The organism is Anaerotaenia torta (assembly GCF_050433395.1).
In the GTDB taxonomy this organism is placed as follows: domain Bacteria; phylum Bacillota; class Clostridia; order Lachnospirales; family Lachnospiraceae; genus Mobilitalea; species Mobilitalea torta.
In genome coordinates this window covers 243630-262060 of the sequence record NZ_JBNPXH010000007.1, presented here as the reverse complement: position 1 = coordinate 262060, position 18431 = coordinate 243630, and the positions used below count along the sequence as shown (strand labels likewise).

Annotated in this window: 18 protein-coding genes; 2 read left to right on the top strand and 16 right to left on the bottom strand. The window is 42.9% G+C overall.

The window, feature by feature from the left end; all coding sequences use genetic code 11:
* Nucleotides 1-379 precede the first annotated feature (379 nt).
* Both HNQ56_RS13435 and HNQ56_RS13430 read left to right on the top strand, forming a co-directional pair.
* Entirely contained in the window at nt 380-1105 is a 726-nt protein-coding gene (locus HNQ56_RS13435) for a tRNA 2-thiocytidine biosynthesis TtcA family protein (RefSeq protein WP_429147066.1), read from the top strand.
* A gap of 54 nt (nt 1106-1159) precedes the next feature.
* Nucleotides 1160-2209, top strand: coding sequence for a tyrosine-type recombinase/integrase (locus tag HNQ56_RS13430; RefSeq protein WP_429147064.1), 1050 nt, complete (start codon nt 1160-1162; stop codon nt 2207-2209).
* A gap of 279 nt (nt 2210-2488) precedes the next feature.
* Here the strand turns inward: HNQ56_RS13430 and HNQ56_RS13425 are convergent, their stop codons facing one another.
* The 16 genes from HNQ56_RS13425 to HNQ56_RS13350 all read right to left on the bottom strand — a co-directional run bounded on the left by HNQ56_RS13425 (nt 2489) and on the right by HNQ56_RS13350 (nt 18348).
* Complete coding sequence (locus tag HNQ56_RS13425; RefSeq protein ID WP_429146983.1) at nt 2489-2863, bottom strand: hypothetical protein; 375 nt, start codon at nt 2861-2863, stop codon at nt 2489-2491.
* Nucleotides 2864-2911: 48 nt separating this feature from the next.
* On the bottom strand, nt 2912-4384 hold the full coding sequence (locus tag HNQ56_RS13420; RefSeq protein ID WP_429146980.1) for a hypothetical protein: 1473 nt from the start codon (nt 4382-4384) through the stop codon (nt 2912-2914).
* 546 nt (nt 4385-4930) lie between these two features.
* The gene (locus HNQ56_RS13415; protein WP_429146977.1) at nt 4931-5695 is read right to left on the bottom strand and encodes an ABC transporter permease; all 765 of its coding nucleotides are present in this window, start codon (nt 5693-5695) and stop codon (nt 4931-4933) included.
* Complete coding sequence (locus tag HNQ56_RS13410; protein ID WP_429146974.1) at nt 5696-6457, bottom strand: ABC transporter ATP-binding protein; 762 nt, start codon at nt 6455-6457, stop codon at nt 5696-5698. It abuts the gene before it with no gap.
* Between the two features lie 116 nt (nt 6458-6573).
* The gene (locus HNQ56_RS13405; RefSeq protein ID WP_429146971.1) at nt 6574-6762 is read right to left on the bottom strand and encodes a cysteine-rich KTR domain-containing protein; all 189 of its coding nucleotides are present in this window, start codon (nt 6760-6762) and stop codon (nt 6574-6576) included.
* Between the two features lie 53 nt (nt 6763-6815).
* Nucleotides 6816-7166 carry a DUF1048 domain-containing protein gene (locus HNQ56_RS13400; RefSeq protein ID WP_429146968.1) on the bottom strand — a complete coding sequence of 117 codons (351 nt, stop codon included), beginning with the start codon at nt 7164-7166 and terminating at the stop codon, nt 6816-6818.
* A 9-nt stretch (nt 7167-7175) separates the two neighbouring features.
* The gene (locus HNQ56_RS13395) at nt 7176-7490 is read right to left on the bottom strand and encodes a DUF1048 domain-containing protein (RefSeq protein WP_429146964.1); all 315 of its coding nucleotides are present in this window, start codon (nt 7488-7490) and stop codon (nt 7176-7178) included.
* Between the two features lies 1 nt (nt 7491).
* The gene (locus HNQ56_RS13390; RefSeq protein ID WP_429146962.1) at nt 7492-7845 is read right to left on the bottom strand and encodes a PadR family transcriptional regulator; all 354 of its coding nucleotides are present in this window, start codon (nt 7843-7845) and stop codon (nt 7492-7494) included.
* A 529-nt stretch (nt 7846-8374) separates the two neighbouring features.
* On the bottom strand, nt 8375-9133 hold the full coding sequence (locus HNQ56_RS13385; protein WP_429146959.1) for a hypothetical protein: 759 nt from the start codon (nt 9131-9133) through the stop codon (nt 8375-8377).
* Nucleotides 9134-9199: 66 nt separating this feature from the next.
* Entirely contained in the window at nt 9200-9985 is a 786-nt protein-coding gene (locus HNQ56_RS13380; protein ID WP_429146956.1) for a class I SAM-dependent methyltransferase, read from the bottom strand.
* A 277-nt stretch (nt 9986-10262) separates the two neighbouring features.
* Nucleotides 10263-10526: a CD3324 family protein gene (locus HNQ56_RS13375; RefSeq protein ID WP_429146954.1), complete on the bottom strand. Its 264-nt coding sequence runs from the start codon at nt 10524-10526 to the stop codon at nt 10263-10265.
* 364 nt (nt 10527-10890) lie between these two features.
* Nucleotides 10891-13620 (bottom strand): glycoside hydrolase family 2 TIM barrel-domain containing protein, encoded by a 2730-nt coding sequence (locus HNQ56_RS13370; protein ID WP_429146951.1) that lies wholly within the window; start codon nt 13618-13620, stop codon nt 10891-10893.
* 22 nt (nt 13621-13642) lie between these two features.
* Nucleotides 13643-14788, bottom strand: coding sequence for a LacI family DNA-binding transcriptional regulator (locus tag HNQ56_RS13365; RefSeq protein ID WP_429146949.1), 1146 nt, complete (start codon nt 14786-14788; stop codon nt 13643-13645).
* Complete coding sequence (locus HNQ56_RS13360) at nt 14742-16397, bottom strand: ABC transporter substrate-binding protein (protein ID WP_429146946.1); 1656 nt, start codon at nt 16395-16397, stop codon at nt 14742-14744. Before HNQ56_RS13360 ends, HNQ56_RS13365 begins: the two co-directional genes overlap by 47 nt.
* An 80-nt stretch (nt 16398-16477) precedes the next feature.
* Nucleotides 16478-17386: a carbohydrate ABC transporter permease gene (locus tag HNQ56_RS13355; RefSeq protein ID WP_429146943.1), complete on the bottom strand. Its 909-nt coding sequence runs from the start codon at nt 17384-17386 to the stop codon at nt 16478-16480.
* Nucleotides 17387-17403: 17 nt separating this feature from the next.
* Nucleotides 17404-18348: an ABC transporter permease gene (locus tag HNQ56_RS13350; RefSeq protein WP_429146940.1), complete on the bottom strand. Its 945-nt coding sequence runs from the start codon at nt 18346-18348 to the stop codon at nt 17404-17406.
* Nucleotides 18349-18431: the final 83 nt, after the last annotated feature.

The window sequence follows — 18431 nt, the reverse complement described above, 5'->3', positions numbered from 1 at the left end:
TTTCATAAAAATTGTTATTTATCTCTATATATACATAAACAGGCAGTATATTCTGGTGAAACTATATAATAAAAATCACTGTTTTACAGCATTCTACAGTGCTAGATAATAAAACAAACAAGGATGTACAGGTTTACTGTGTGGTTCTACAGCATTAGACTAATATTCTTCAAAAAGAAACTAATTGTTACATACATCTGTTTTTGTTTACTATTTCAATAGAATACAAAAGAGGAGTTTTCTTTCTAATTATAATATGGTACAATGAAACATAATGAAAAATGCCAGATACAGGCATACTTGCGGTTTCCGGGCGGAGCAGCAAAATAATATCCGCAGATAGCAAATTATATTGAGGAAGAAGAAGGTAAGAGTATTTATGAAGCTTCAACAGCTACTAAGCTATACCAGAAAAGCGGTGGATGATTACCGGATGATAGAGGATGGAGACCGGATTGCCATCGGTGTCTCCGGAGGAAAGGACAGCCTTACCATGCTGTATGCCCTCTCCGGTTTGCGCCGTTTTTACCCCAGGAAATTTGAACTAGAGGCTATAACAGTAAATATGGGTTTTAAAGAATTGGATTTTACTGCTGTCGCCAATCTCTGTGAGAAGCTGGAGATAAATTATACAATTGTAGAATCAGAAATCGCTGAGATTGTATTTGAACATCGCAAGGAAAGCAATCCCTGTTCCCTATGTGCTAAGATGCGCAAAGGGGCTTTCAACACCAAAGCAAAGGAATTAGGCTGTAACAAAGAGGCTTATGCCCATCACCACGATGATGTGATTGAAACCTTATTGATGTCCCTGGTTTATGAAGGCAGAATCCACTGCTTCTCTCCTGTCACTTATCTGGACCGCTCGGAGATTACATTGATTCGCCCTCTTATCTACGTGGAGGAAGCGGATATCAAGAGCTTTCGCAATGCATATCAGCTGCCCGTGGTGAAGAACCCCTGTCCAGTGGACGGTTATACCAAACGGGAATATATCAAGCAGCTGATCAAGACTCTGGGTGCAGAGAGTCCGGGGCTTAGGGAGCGTTTATTCCACGCCGTACAGAACAGCGGAATCCGGGGCTGGAACAAGGCTGTATTATAAACCCTGCAGTGACTCTATAATTTACATAGATTGAAGAAAGGTGTGATTACGATTATGACAGAGAGGAATTATCATGACCAGGTAAATATCGATAATACCCTGCGGCTGCGCGTTCTTGAGGAAAAGCTGCCTCGCTTCTGCAAGTATTTCTTCCGCGGGATTGAACCCACCACCTCCTCCCGTACCAGAATTGCCTATGCTTATGACCTGGGAGTCTTTTTTGAGTGGCTGAAGAATTCCAATCCCTCCTTGAAGAATACACCAATTACCGAATTCCGGCTTGAGCTGCTGGATCAGGTCAAGCCCATTGATCTGGAGGAATACCTGGATTATCTTACCTATTATAAATCATCGGATGAGAAAGAGCATCTGAATGCGGAGAAGGGCAAGAAGCGAAAGCTGGTCTCCCTTCGCAGTTTCTATAAGTATTATTTCCAGAAGGAAATGATCTCCACCAACCCGGCGTCGCTGATCCGTGTGCCGAAGCTGCACGATAAAGAAATTGTCCGCCTGGAGATCGACGAGGTGGCAAAGCTGTTGGATGAGGTAGAAACAGCGGAAAACATGACTAAGACACAGCGGAAATATCACGATAAGACGAAGCTCCGGGATCTGGCGCTCATGACCCTGCTCCTGGGAACCGGTATTCGTGTCTCCGAGTGTGTAGGGCTGGATTTAGATGATGTTGATTTTGATAATAATGGAATCAAAATCCGGAGAAAGGGCGGTTATGAGGTAGTTGTCTATTTCGGTGAAGAGGTTCGCAGCGCCTTGCTGGATTATATCAAGGAACGCAAGCAGATTGTTCCCTGTGAGGGACATTCCAATGCACTGTTCCTCTCCCTCCAGCATAAACGGATCAATGTACGTTCCGTGGAGAACCTGGTGAAGAAGTACGCTTCCACTGTTACGAAACTAAAGAAAATTACTCCTCATAAGCTCCGCAGCACCTATGGCACCAGCCTGTACCGGGAAACCGGTGATATCTATCTGGTAGCCGATGTTCTCGGCCATAAGGATGTTAATACAACAAAGAAGCATTATGCCGCCCTGGAGGACAACCGCCGGCGCAGTGCTGCCAACGCGGTCAGATTAAGAGAATAATGATCCGAATTTACTGAACTTTATTTCTAAGTAAATGCACCCACAAAAAAGTGAGTGCATTTTTATTAAAAGAAGTATTTCTTTTTTCTACGTAGACCCTTGCAATATGGACACAACTTCATATGCCTATATTGATAATATATCTTTTTCTTAGGACTCATAATATAGTTATTTGCTTAAAACAATGTAGTACCCTAATGAAAATTCATTTTTCAACAGCCCGATTTTTTTCATTGCATATTATGTATAGTATACTACCTATAGAAGTATAGATGATTTTTAATACCAATATGCTACTGTTCTTTTACCAAAGTTTTCACATTCTATAGCACCTTTTAAATAAAAATCGAGCCAATAATATGACAAACCTTTGCCAAAACCATTACCTGTATCTTCAACTGTGAAAATGGATAGATTACCATCAAGGGTAGGTACATAAGTCAAACTATTTCCGTCCTTGTCTGTAACTTTATCAATAATAATGACAGTGCCAAAAGGCAATACAGGATTTAACGCTGAATCGAGATAATTAACGGCTACATATCCGATTTTTACTGACTTTCCTGATGCTGTAGTTGTTCCCTTGTAATAACTTGTACAATCTTGGTTGGTTACATGGGTAGCTGCTTTTGTAAATGATGGGGGCTGCTCCATAAATGTTATGCAGACGATTATTAATAAAGCTTAAATTTTTTTCATGTTTCATTCTCCTTTTTTCAATTTTTCCCACTCTGGTTTTGATACTGCACTATAATACCATTTATTTTTATCTATTTGTAAAACATCACTAATTAATCCGTTACTAGCCTTAATATTACAATCAGCGACTATCCAATCATTTTTATCACCCTCTTCCTTTTTTATTTTAAATAATTTTCCCTCATCAGTTATTGCATAAACAAATGCTTGGTCATATCTAATCAACTTTTTTATAGTAAAAATTTTATCAATAAATCTAAAATCTTTTGATTCCAAACTATAAATAATTATCGATTTATTAGTAGTATAAATGATTGAATTATTGATGTATTTAAAATCATTTATGATATCATCATTATCTACTACCTCTATCCACTCCCTATTAAAGCCATAAATCTTGTTATCAATGCTTATATATAAAACATGATCACTTTTGTTAAAATCCAAAGAAATATTTGTGATATCATTAGCCTTCGGCAATAAAATTATATTCCAGGATTCACCTTTATCAGATGATATATGTAGCTGGGATTTTGTTAAAATATACAGCTTGTCCATAAAATATATCGAAGCTAATATATTCTCGCTCAATTCTATTTCATTTACAATGTTCTTTGAATCGTAATTGTAAATATTTTTATCGCAAATAGCAAAAAAATTATTTTCATTAATTGGGATGATATTTCTTATATCATTATTAGCCTTCAGTTCATTCCAATTATCTTCATTCTCTTTTTTGTATAGTATCATTGGTTCATATTGGATGATATTAATCATCTTTTTACCCCAAGCAAATAATTTATTGTCTTTATTCGTAATACCATCTACATCATAATTATCAATTATTGCTTTATTATCATTTCCATTAAAGATACCACCCCCATTAAATACTTTATGAATAGCCTCCGAAATTTGTTTTTCTCTAACATCAATTGATATTTTTGTAAATCTATCTTTGTGATCTCTACATATAACATCTAACAAAATCTTTCCATTTTCTTTACTAATTGAAAAATGATATCCTATAGCCCATACTGCACCTGGTTCTAATATGTATTCGCTTTTTGCTATATCCAGTGCTTCATTTGAATCCATTTTTAATTCGTCTTTATCTATTAAAACAGTTTTATCATAGGGAATTCCAGTTACTTTCACTACATCCTCTACTCGATTTTCTCTTATTGAAACGAACCAATGCTCAGAAGAATTCGGGACAGCAAATTCAAAGTTCCAATATTTTCTTATGCCATCATTTCCCGCATTATTATTTTCTTTTTCTAAGGAATCATCAGTACTTATAATAGAAGCTAATAATATATTTGGACTTTTTTCACATGCCGCTTTAATTGCAATTTTATAAGCTTCTATCATTGAAATATTTTTTTTATTAACAATGGTTTTATTACTAACAATAATACAAATACTAAAAAGCAGTAAAATTAAAATAAGCAATTTGATATTAATATTTTTTTTCATGATTTATTTTTCCCTCTATTCTATTAATACATGCTTACCTTTTATCAATTAATTTATTATTCAAGTGAATCTAAATCTTTCTATTATCATTGTATATCACTTGTCCATAATTTATACAATGAAATTTGAAAATATTTACATTTTTATTTTTATTGTCCGTAAACTGTAACTTGCTAACGTAACTCGTATTTTACCTGGTTGCTGAAGCGACTTCCCCATACTCTTCCATTGAATTGGAAATAAATTTACTACGTCTTTATAAATGAACTTTATTATTGCTAAAAATAAAGTTCAAAACAAAATAAAGGGGCTGTCGGGAAATAGATAGTCCTTAAAAAGAAAAAATCCTATTCTTTTTCCGACGTAGACCCTTGCAATAACAAGAGTACATTGTTTTTTAGTTATCGAATTTGAAAGAGGTGCACTGAAAATCTAAATAATTTTATCGGATTTATGAACTTTGTTCATTTCTCTTAACGAGGAACACGGACACGGTGCTAACGATAATGCACCATGTCCGTGTCTTTTTATTCGTATAAGGTCAGGCTATAACTTTTTATAAATTCTCATTGCAAAGAAATAAGCAATAACGATGATTGCTATACACCAAGCAAGGGCAATCCAGATATCATTTCCTACCGATTGGTTTGCTAATATATTACGAATAGCTTCTACGATAGGTGTTACAGGCTGATTATCTGCAAAAACACGTACAGCTGAAGGCATAGTTTCTGTTGGTACAAAGGCTGAACTAATAAACGGTAAAAAGATGATTGGATATGAGAATGCGCCTGCACCGTCTGGTGTTTTCGCAGCAAGTCCCGCAATTACAGCAATCCAAGTCAAAGCAAGTGTAAAAATCCCAAGAATTCCAAATACCATCAACCATTCTATAATTCCCGCTGAAGAACGAAATCCCATTAATAATGCAACAAATATAATCACTATAACTGAAATTCCATTTGAAATAATTGATGTTAATACATGTCCCCACAATACGGTAGAACGAGCAATAGGCATAGAATGAAAACGTTCAAAGATACCACGCTGTTTATCTATAAACAAACGGTACGCTACATATGCAATTCCACTACCAATAGCCATTAACATGATACCTGGCAATAGGTAGTTAACATAATTTTCTGTACCTGTTTGAATTGCGCCGCCAAATACATAAACGAATAACAGCATCATTGCGATTGGTATGATACAAACTGTAATAATTGTATCCAAACTTCTTAAAATATGCCGCATAGAACGTCCGAACATAACACTCATATCTTTAAAAAAATATCTATTTGCAGATTCCATTTATTTCTCCTCTCCTTTACCAATGATTGTTAGAAATATTTCTTCTAATGTAGGTTGTTTTTCAATATATTCAAGTTTTGCAGGTGGAAATAATTTTTTTAACCCCTCTAGTGTATCCAGAGCAATAATTTTACCTTCATGAAGAATAGCAATTTTATCAGCAAGCTGCTCCGCCTCTTCTAAATATTGAGTTGTCAGGAATACAGTAGTTCCTGAAGCGGATAGCTCTTTTACGCTCTTCCATACTTCTAAACGTGCTTCTGGATCAAGACCTGTTGTTGGCTCATCCAGGAAAATAATCTTCGGATTTCCCACAAGACTCATTGCTATATCAATTCTTCTTTTCATACCTCCAGAGTAAGTACCCGCTCTACGATCTGCAGCCTCAGACAATCCAAAACGCTTAATTAATTCATCTGCTACCGTTTTTGGGTTTTTAAGATGTCTAAGTTTTGCTATCATTAGGAGATTTTCATATCCAGTCAAAATCTCATCAATAGCGGCAAACTGGCCTGTAAGACTGATAGAACCTCTAATATTCTCTGGATTTTGTTCAATATCAAAACCATTGATCACAACACTTCCAACATCAGCTTTAAGTAAGGTAGCCATGATTCTAATCAATGTTGTTTTTCCTGCTCCGTTTGAACCTAATAATGCAAAGATATCTCCCTGCTCGACCTCCAGATTTACTCCTTTCAGTACTTCTACATCTTTGTAAGCTTTCTTTACTCCTTTAATTTGTATGATGTTTTTATTCATCTTCTTCCCTTCCTTTACTATGTTGATAAACTTACTTAAATCTGCTTCAAATTCAACAATATGACTTGAACAGCGTTCATAAAGAAAGAGCCGACAACAGTGATTTTACTCACATATTATCGGCTCTGCGTCTTTGCGTCTGGCTCTTTGATTACTGATATATTCCGTCTTTTAACATTGATTATCGTTTCCTGTCTGCACTTGGGGCAAAACAATGGGAAGTTTTCAAGCACCGTATCATCACGTATCTTAACCCTCGTTTTATTGCCGCAGACCGGACATAATATCCACTCATCAGTACACACATTACCACCCCCTACCACCCAGAATAATAAGTCATTACACCCATGTTGCTCCCTTACTTTGTTTTATTGGTGACCTTTTTCATTGCCTTATCAACCTCACGGTTAGCCGCTTCTTGATAAATGTCAGTGTAAGTTTTTAAATCCTTAATAAGGTCATCACAGAAAGCTGCTACATCACTGCCCGTCACATCAAGGACTCCTTTCCCCATAGCCGCACCTTCTTCAAAAAGATCGACAATTCCCGAGAGTAAACCTGTTCCTTCTGTCAGCTCAACCGGACCGACCTTAAAGAGATATTTTTGAATCTCTTCATAAACAATTTGATAATCTTGTGGGAGTGCTTTAACACGCGCCACATGTATTCTCCATTCTCTCTTACCTTCGATGATATCTTGTATTCTCATTTTATCCTCCTATTTGCCTAATTTTCTAGCAATATTATTGTTAAGTTGCTCACGCCACTTGTCACGATAAGATTTTGCTCCTTCTTCACCGACCAGAGCTGAACAGAAGCCATTAATATCATCACCCAAAACCTCTTGCACACTCTGTCCGTCCGCCGCAGTTTCTTCGAGCAGGCCAAGCACACCGTCAAGAATTGGCATTAAGTTGCGACCGGTGAAATCTGAATGCGGCCAAAGATTGGTCTTAATTTTTTCCCATGTTGCTTGATAATCATCCGGCAGCTTTTTGGCTCGCGCTTCAAACACTTTTAACTCTTTCGTCATGTCACTTCCTGTAACCCTTTCCCAAAAATTCATTTTTTTTCTCCTTTAACTCATTAATTCTTGATGATACGAATTCCCATCTTTGCCAGAACCTATGCAATTCCTCACGCCCTGTATCATTTAGTGTAAAAAACTTTCGTGGCGGTCCCATATCGGATGGTTTTTTTTCGATGTTCACAAGTTTATTCTTCTCAAGCCGCACCAAAATAGTATAAACCGTCCCATCTACAACATCAGAAAATCCGAGGGAATTCAGCCTTTTTGTGATTTCGTAACCATAGATTTCCTCGTGGCTGATGATTTCAAGGACGCAGCCCTCCAGTACACCCTTTAACATTTCTGTGATATTTTCCAATTTAATCACCTCTCCGCTATCTAGTAATACTTGTATTCTGTATTACTCACTACTGATATATAGTATCACGTAGTAGTGATGCTGTCAATATATTATTTACATTTAATTTTTCAACCTAACATTAGCCTTTATGACATCTATTCTGTCAACACAACGCTACTCATTTTTTAACGTGGATATGTTTTTCCCACTTAAATAAGGGCTTCCAGGCATCGAAACCTTCCTCGCAGCAAGAACATTCCAATCTCTGAAAGCCATTTAACTCTTCTTACTTCTTCAGCTAGCATTTGATATTTATGATTGCGGTCTTTGCATCTCCACCACACCTTATCAGAATAGTTATCTAAAATGTTATCTGCATTGCACAGAAGATTAATCATTCAAACCCAAATAAATAATTTATTTCCATTTTACAGGAACAATGCTTTCCTGTTCATTCTTATAGATATATAATTATGTACATCTGACAAAGGTTTTTCTATTTATGAACCTTATTAAAGGGAACTTCTATAGAGAGGTTCCCTTTTGTTTAATCAAAAATTTCTTCATGCAATTTCTGATACCATGCTTCTGCATCCCTCATTGCAATTTCCATCTCGTCAAAACTGGCTATCTGGATCAGTTTCTCCAGCCTGCCAACAACCTCCTTCGGCATATGATATGAGATGTGCAACAAATAGTGATACGGATATAAGGGGGTATATTTCAGTCTCAGAAGCATAACCAGCGGTTCAACCACATACCGGTTATAATAGGCATAGCTTTCAGGAAAGGTGCCTCTTTTGATGTATTTGCTCACACGCATATGCTGGCTGTACCGATAATCGCATTCCTGCTTGCATTTTGATTTATTTGCAGCAATCTCCTGCTCATCCGCTTCGGTAAAACTCACCACATTATCTTTATCAAAGATAACCAGTGCCCCTTCTACGATATCATTTTTGATATAGAGGTATTCCTTTCGGTCCCTGGAATGCAGCTGCCAGTTAAAATCCAGCACCAGATAGGGATTGGAGCCCTCTATGTGATATACGATCTGCCCCAGCTTCGGATGGTCGTTTCCAGTTTCGTGACGCTGGTCCAATTCCCCCAACCGGGTAAGGGCTGCCTCAACATGCTCCAACGCCTCTCCCACACAATTATCATCAATATCTATCCAATAATCGATATCGGAGTATTTATCCGCATATCCCATGGCAAAGGAACCCTCCAGCCAAAAGGCATAGACATAGGGCAGATGCTCTAATTCATTTTTTAATACTTCCGTTATTTCCTTCTCTGTAATCATAATATTCCTGGCCTCTTTCTGACTAAAATTAATTTTATACTATAACTTCACCCTTTAGTAATACTTTTAATAATACGAAATCCTTTCATTAAGCTTTACCGCTCTGGTCGCCATATACTGGGGTGTATATTCCCTGATTGTAGCGCCGCCCTCTCTGTCCCTGTCCTCGTACAAATCCGTCAGAATAAAGCCGGCCTTAAGCTGTCCGCCAAGCTGCTCTTCCATGCTGTGGCTGAATTGTATGCCTTCAAAATTATTCACCATTCTGTCGTAGTCCTCTTTCCTCATCTTCAAAGGATTGAACGGCAATTTATTTACCACGGTTAAAGGAGAACTGTCTTCAAACAGAAAATCGATTCCGTTTGAAAATCCGGCTAATAAAATACCTCCCTTTTTTAATACTCTGTGGCATTCCCTCCATACAGGAAGGATATCTTCCACATAACAATTCGATACCGGATGAAAGATGATATCAAAGGTCTCATTTTCAAAGGGCAGGACCTTCGTCATATCTCCCTTGATTATTTCAATCGGATAGCCTTCCCTCTCGGACACCATTTTCTCGGATGCCAGCTGGCGGTCAGAATAGTCAAAAATGGTACAATTCGCTCCCAATGCGGAAAAGACAGGCATCTGCTGACCTCCGCCGCTTGCCAGTCCCAGCAGCCGTTTCCCTTTTAAATCCCCGAACCACTGGTGAGGTACGGTTACACATGGGGTAAGATACACGCCCCACTCTCCCATTTTTGCTTTTTGATACTCCTCCGGTGAAATGGGCCGTGACCATTCACATCCGTTTTCCGCCCATTGATCCCAGGTTTTTGAATTGATCTCCGTGTATGTTCTACTCATTTTAAGTCCCCCTCTTTTTTGATAACGGCATAAATGACAATTATAAAATAACATAAATCAGGCAGGACTTCCATGTTGTAAATTTATTAAAATGAATACTACACAAATATAACATAACTGTAATCTCCCATGACCATGTGATGCCTTGCACAGAATACACAAATATTCCTCCCACGGATATTCCTCCTCTTTGATCATGTGAATATGCCCGCAGACAAGACATACCCTGCTGCCAAGGTATATAAAAAGCTGTTACCATTAGTAACAGCTCTTCATTTTAATGTTTATAAATGATTCTTTTTATCGTATCATAGGAAAGATGATATTCCTCCATAAGCTCCTGTACGGATAATCCCAGCTCTTTCTTATGACGTATTTCCTGATTCCTTTTATGTAGTTCTCTTTTGGTGGCTGTCCTGCTTCCCCATTGACACCTTTTATTTTCCGGCAATGGGATATAGATCAAGCCTCCGCCATAATATTTTTGAATCTCGGCTAATATATGATTCGGTAATACTTCTTTTCCATTTACATATGACATGTATACCACTCCTTCTAAACAATGACCTTGATCATAACCGTCAAATTAAGTTCAGAGTGCAACACATTTCATATTTCCATTGCGATTCTTCGGATCGCTCTATGCACTGAATCGCCAGACAAACATGTCCTGTGTTGCATAGAGCGTATAGGGTGACTGATTAGACATTTTTATATATCGTATAAATTCCAGCATCGGATATTCCTCCTTATTTTTAGTCCCTTCAGAACAGACGAGCTACAAAGATGGGCCATGTTTGAACACGTTGTCATTATTATACATGATCCGGATAATAAGCGCCAGATTTTTTTAATAATCTTTTCTTCAAAAAAGCCATCTTCCTGTCTGATCCCTGGGGCTGTTATCAGGATAATACCTTGATAGAAATACTGTCTCCTGCCAGTCCTTTTGCCTGAACCTTCACGATACACTGTTTTGCACCGGGCTGCGCGGAGCCCTCCTGTGCTGTATCGGAGATTACCTTACTATCACCCGGTTCTCCCGTCGACTGTATGATTGCCAAAGCCCGTCCATGGAACGCATGGATATGGTTGGCCTTCATGCTTCCCATTTCCTTCGGATTTCCATTGTCCACGGCAATTACGCAGGCCGGACCATCCACTGTGAAGGTGAGCTCCGTATCTGCCTGCACGCACAGATTCCCCCGGGCATCCAGAAGCTCTGCCTCGATCTGGGCAATGTCCAGGCCATCCCCCTTCATGGTCTGCCGGTAACAGGACAGCCGAACGGCGACAGGGGCTCCGGCTGTTCTCACCACATGACGGGCGGCTTCCTTATTGTCCACATAGCCCACCAGCTCAATGCATCCGGGTTCATAAGGCACATCCCAGCTTAAGAACAGATCATCCGTATTCACCGGCACCGGATCTTTGTCAAAATGTCCGTACCGCTGCGTCATGCCGTAAGCAGGATAGGAATACGCCTTCCTGCCATAGGATTTTCCGTTCAGGAACAACTCCGCGCTGTCACAGCTGGTGTAGCCCAGCACCGGAAGAATGGTGCCTTCCTTTACATCAAGATTCCAATGGGGAAGCAGATGCGCCATGGGAACAGACCTTTTCCAGATGCTCTGGTAGAAATAGAAGCTATCCTTCTCAAATCCGCAGGTATCCAGCACCCCTGCATAGGAGGAACGCGCAGGCCAGTGGGCTTCTCCCAGATAATCGATTCCCGTCCACATGAAATCTCCCGCCACATAATCATGGGTCATGGTAAAATGCAGCACCTTACCGATTGCTACCGGAGCGCTGTAATAGGGCTGCTTTCTCCAGCCCGCATGATCCTCTATGGTGAGCCGGTATTCCCCCCGTACTCCGCCGAGGCCGCCGTTCTCCGTTCCAAGGATACACCAGTCCGGGTGGGCACGCTTGTCATCATCATATAGGGTCTCCATCCTGGTCCGCCATCTGTCCACATAATTATAGCCCACCACATCCAGTTCATTTAAGAACTCTTCCGTAGCTGCACGGGGCTCCGCGCAGATCTGGTCGTTGGCCTGGGTGACAACCCGTTCCGGGTCCAATTCTTTGCAGATGCTTTTTAAATGCCTTGCGGTCAGATATCCCTCCGGGACGGTCTGGTCCGGAACCTCATTGCCGATGCTCCAGATAATGATGCTTGGATGATTCCGATCCCGTAGGAGCATGGCTCGGATATCCTCCTCATGGCAGCTGTCAAACCACTCGGAATACCCCCTGCTTTCATGGGTATTGCTCCCCAACTCCTTCCCCTTCAGGATACGCCATTCATCAAAGGCCTCATCCATCACCATCAGCCCCATCCGGTCACACAGATCCAGCAGCTCAGGGTCCGGCGGGTTATGGGACATACGCACGGCATTCACGCCCATTTCCTTCAGCTTTTCCAGCCTTCTCTCCCATATCTGCGGATGTACCGCTGCACCCACACAGCCGCCGTCATGGTGAATACATACCCCGTTCAGTTTGACTCTTACCCCATTCAGTAAAAAGCCCTGTTGGCTGTCGAACCGTGCGCTGCGGAATCCGGTTACGGTGTGCACCTCATCCTGCAATGCTCCGTCAGCATAGATTCTGGTAACAACCTCATACAATGCCGGGTTCTCCACATCCCATAACACAGGGGAAGGAAGTACGAATTCCTGATGAAATACATACTGAAAATCTCTGCTTTCTTCTCCTGCCTGACATTCTGACTGACTTTCTGCCCGACCTCCCTCTTGGCTATCAATCTGACTTCTCTCTTGAGTTTCCGTCTGACCTCCCTCTTGGCCTCCAGTCTGATTTCTTACCTGACTTTCTGCTCGACAACATCCTTCTTCCCTCTTTCCTGCTGTCTCTCCCTCTATCCTGCTTTCCGTTATCCGTTCCTGTATGCAGAGAGTTCCATCCGGCCCATAGAGACTGGTTTCCACCAAAAGGGTTGTCCGGGCTTCCTGTTCAGCACATTCTTCCCCACAGCCTGAATGATTGATGCCAGTACCAGAAGCTTTCGCACCAACCTTCGGCATACATACCCGTGTTTCTACGCAAATATGCGCCCTTTCCTTATCCACCTCAGGGCTGCGCACGAATACCCCATAGGGAGCTGCATGGATATCCTTCATCCCGCATATCCATGCGCTTCGGGTGATTCCGGAACCGGAATACCACCGGGAACCGGGCTGGGCGGAATTATCCACTTTAACATCCACCACATTCTCACCGCCATCGCGGCTTAGCAAGTCTGTAATATCCCACTCAAAGGGGGTATATCCGTACACATGGCGTCCCAGATACTGCCCGTTGATCCATACCTGGGCCAGCATATAGGCTCCGTCAAAATGCAGCACCACTCTGCCCCCGGTCATCGCATTAGGATCTACCCGAAAGAATTTCCTATACCAGCCGATGCCTGTCCTCACATAACCGCCCGAACCGCAGGAAACGGCGTGCTCATCAAAGGGATACTCCAGACTCCAGTCATGGGGCAGCTTTACCGGCCTGTATTCAGCTGTGTCCTGTTCTCCGGGTATCCTGTCTTCTTCACCATGATAAAAGAACCAATTCAGATTGAAATTTTCTCTCTGTCTTACATCCTTACCTGTTAAATACATCTTCCTTACCTCTCTTATCTTTCTATAAATAATACATTTTTCCGGTTGATTTGCGCAGCAGAATCTCATACCCCAGATTGGTCCTGGCATTGTAAGCATCTCCCCTCAGCCGGTTAATCAGCTGCTTGCCGATCATATTGCCAACCTGTCTCTCAGAGACATTGAGCGCCGTCACCGTTGGAGAGAAGCATTCCAAATTCGTGCTGTTATACAGGGATGCAATGGAGATATCCTTAGGGATTCGATATCCCTCCGCCTGAAGTCTCGACATGATTCTTGTGCAGATCACATCATCTCCGCATATAATGCATTCCACCTTTCCGGCGAACATATCACTGATAATACTATCAACCAGCTCCAATTTCACAAAGTTCGTATAGACCATCTGATACTCCCGGGGCAGTCCATGCTTATCAAAAGCGTCATAACACCCCTGGCACCGGCACCGGTTTACATGATAGGCCGCATCTCCCACCACGATGGCGAACCGGCGGTAGCCTTGCCCGATCAACAGAGAAACCAGGCTTTCCGAAGCTTCCCTGTTATCGATATCCACCTGTATCACCTCTTCATAATCACAGGTGCCCGTCAGCCCGGTGAGAAAATGCTTCTCCGCAAGATACTTAAGAAGCCTGTCCTCCTCCATATTGCGCAGCAGGATGACACCGTCCACCGCGCCCTTCTCCACCAGCGCTTGAATACCGGAGATATCATTTGGTGTGCCAATTGTAATCAGTACATTATATCTGAATATGGTTGCCACTTCGCTGATTCCAAGTAAACATTCCTGGAAAAAGGGGACACTCGTGGTATAAGCATCCGTGGGGATCACCACCGCGATATTCTGTGTTCTGGAAGGCTCCGCCGTCTGCTTCTCCTTTTGCCATACTCCATGCTCCTGGGCGTAATCCCGGATTCTTTGCCGGGTATCCTCCCCCATTCTTCCTTTACCGGATAAGGCGCGGGAAACGGTGCTTTTGGATACCCCCAGTTCTTTTGCAATTTCATCGAATGTTATGTCCCTTCCTCCTCTCGTAACCAAAAAAACAGCCAGCCGGTCAGCGTCTCCTTCTGCATTCTGAAAGAGGGGCAGGCGGTCCTGCCCCTCTTTTCTCCGGCTGTTAGCGGGTTGCCCGCCAAGCCTCATACTGGGTATAGAATTCGTCATATATATTCTGCAGACCGGATGCATAGCATTTTTCCAGCATCTGGTCCAATGTGGCGTCAACATCCTCTACCAGTCCAAGCTGCAGCATCGGAACATAATCGGTAAGAACCGCGGTTACAGCTGACATATAGGATTTCACATTGGTATCATCAAATACAAAGGTGACGGTGGGATTCATAACCACACGCTTCATCCAAGCATCGGTGATGAGCTTTTCACGCTCGGGCACGCCTGCCTCACCCACATCCCCATTCTTGATTGCCCAGGAGGCGGAGATGGAATAAGCTGCAAAATCAGCCGCTTTTTCAAGCTCTGTATACTGCCCCTGATCATCAATGGTGTAATGCTCGCCTTCAATACCAAGGATCAGCAGTCTGTTGAGATAGGTATCAAATTTAATCATATCCAGAACCATAGCGGTGCGCTCAGGATTTTTAGAGCCTGCGGTAATCGCCATATCGTTATTGGAATATGCTTCTGCGCTTACCAGATGATCCGTGGTGAGGTCATAAGCCATACCCTTCACGCCTTCCGTCTTCTCTGCCTGCTCCATGTAGGTGAATACGGAAGCGTTCCATGCGATGGATGCGCCCTGGAGATTGCCGAAAGCATCGTCATCGGTTACGGTATTGGTCAGAGCACTGCGGCTCCAGCATCCCGCATCGGCCATTTCCTTCATATCCTTAGCGTAACTGCGGAAGGCATCAAACTCATAGGCCAGCTTGATATCGTCCTTCGCCGGAATATCGCCGCCATATTCATACATCATATCCAGATAGCTGCTGTCCAGAGCCAGGAAGGTGTCGGTCTGCTGACGGTATACATCCCACAGCTCATTGTTATCGGTGGCAGCGGCCATGGCATAAATACCGCTTTCCGGAGTTTCCTTTTCTGCAACAGCCAGGGCAAACTTCTTATAATCATCCCAGTTCTTTAACTCATTGATCCCCAGCTTCTCCGCAATATCCTGCCGTATAGCCACGATCTTGCCCATGGGGGAAGCGACATTGGAGGGAACAGCGATGGTTTTGCCGGCAATAGTGGTCTCATCCCAGCTCTCAGGCGCCTGATATTTTCTGGTCAGAGGCATGTGGCTGGTGATAAAATCCTCTGTCAACTCATAGAAGGAGCCCTTTGCAGCCTCATTATACATGTAGCACCAGGGAGCGGTAAAGATCAGATCCACACTTTCGCCTCCTGCCAGTACCAGGGAATACATGGTCTGGTAATCGCTCCAGCTCATGAAGGTTACAGCCAGCTGTGTGTTGTAAGGCTCCAGATATTTATTGACCTTCTCCAGCACCTTGTCCCAGTCGTTGGGGGTGTCGCCGATCAGATACATGTTCACGGTATAGCTTTTGCTCAAATCGGTGGCTGCATAAAAATCCGGTGATGCAGCGATAGCGCCTTTGCCTACGGCTTCCGGCAGGCTGTCCAGGGAAACAGACGGCGTTTTATCCCCTGCCTTACCCCCTTCGGCAGGCTTCGTGGCTTGCGGTGTGCCGGAGCTGCTGTCACCCGAAGGCTTGGACGAGTTGTTGCAGCCTGCTAACATGGTAACGAACAGACACAGGATTAAAACGATTGATACTAATTTGTTTTTTTTCATGATCCTCTCTCCTTTTTTATATGTTCTGAAGCAGGAATTGCTTCGGATACACGATCTCTGATCTGATACCGGGCCTGTAGTCATCCTTTGACTGCTCCAATGGTAAGACCCTTGACGAAATAGCGCTGCACAAAGGGATACAAAAGCACAATAGGTCCGGTGGCGATGACCGTCATGGCCATCTTCATGCTCTCCAGAGGCACGGACGGAAGTGCGATACCCGATTTCTCCGCCACAAGCCGCATGGCTTCCGCGCTTCCCAGCATCCTCTGCAGATAGTACTGCAGGGTAAACATATTGGTATCTGTAATATACAGCATGCAATTATACCAGTCGTTCCAGTAGGCCAGCGCCGCGAACAGGCTTAAGGTTGCCAGCAGGGGCTTACTCAGGGGCAGGATCAGGCGGAGGAAAATTATGAAATCATTTGCTCCGTCCATCTTGGCTGATTCGCTGATGGCGCTGGGAATGCCGTTCATAAAGGATTTTGCAATAATCATATTCCATACGGAGAACATCAGCGGCAGCAGAACCCCCAGGTAGGAATTCTTAAAATGCAGGTAACGCACGCACAGCATATACCAAGGCACCAGTCCCCCATTAAATAATGTGGTGAAGAAAAAGAAGAAAGAAAGCTTGTTGCGCCAGGGGAAATCCTTGCGCGACAGCACATATCCCGTCATAGACGCCACAAATACGGATATTGCCGTGCCGGCAGCGGTGACACCAATGGTAGTTCCGTAAGCCTTCAGTATGGAAATGGGATTCTTCAGACACAGAAGGTAACTCTGCACACTGAAGTCCGTGGGGATCAGAGGATATCCGTTGCGGATCAGCGAGCCCTCCGACGTAAAGGACGCCACAATAATGAGGTAAAAGGGAATTACGCAAATCAGTGCGAATAAACCGATCAGCACATAGCCCAGCACATTGACCGTAAGAGTATCCCTGCTCATGCGCCTGCCATGAGGTATCATTCTATTTGACATAGCCTTGCTCTCCTTCCTTAATACAGGGCATAATCCGGGTTCATTTTCTTGACCAGCCTGTTACAGACCATAATTGTCACAAAGCAAAGCACCGATTGATATAATCCGGCAGCGGCTGATACGCCGATATCGCTGTTGGTAACCAATAGCCGGAACACATAGGTATCGATAACATCCGTCACCGGCTGCAGCAGCGCGCTGCTCTTCACCGTCTGATAGAACAGGCCGAAATCGCCTCTGAAAATATTGCCGATCCCCAGGAGCACCAGTATCATCATGGTGGGGATCAGGGAAGGGATGGTAATGTATCGGATTTTCTGCCATGCACTGGCTCCGTCTATGGCGGAGGCTTCAAACATCTCCTGGTCCAGCCCGGTAATCGCCGCCAGATATACGACGGACCCATATCCTGTCTGTTTCCATATCTTTAAGAAAATCAGAACAACAATCCAGGCTCCCGGCGTGTTATACAGATCGAAGGAATTCATCCCCAGCATATTCAAAAGGTGGTTGAATACGCCCCGCTCATAATTGAAGATGTTGTACATGATGGCACCGGCCACAACCCAGCTGATGAAATAAGGTAAAAACATAAAGGACTGGGCAATCTTCTTGAACCATTTGCCGAAGAGCTCGTTCAGCAATATCGCACCGCCCATCTCAAAAAGCACGCCCAATATAAGAAAGGCAATATTGTACAGCAAGGTGTTGCGTGTTACCTGCCCCAGCTTTCCCGCAATCATCAGTGCCCTGAAGTTGTCCAGCCCGATCCAGGGGGACCCATAGATACCTCCCTTATACTGGTAATTCTTAAATGCCAATACGATACCTGTCATGGGTATATACGAGAAAATAATCACATACAGAAGTGCCGGAACCAGCATGGCCAGCAGCATCCAATGCTTTCTTACGGTCTTAAGGAATGGTACCTTATACCGTTTTTCACTCAATCCATTTCTCATCTTATCTCCCTTTCCTAGTGGTTTCTTTACGATTTCCTTATGCAGCCTCCTGTGTTTTTCTCCTTCCACTCCCTTTTACAGCC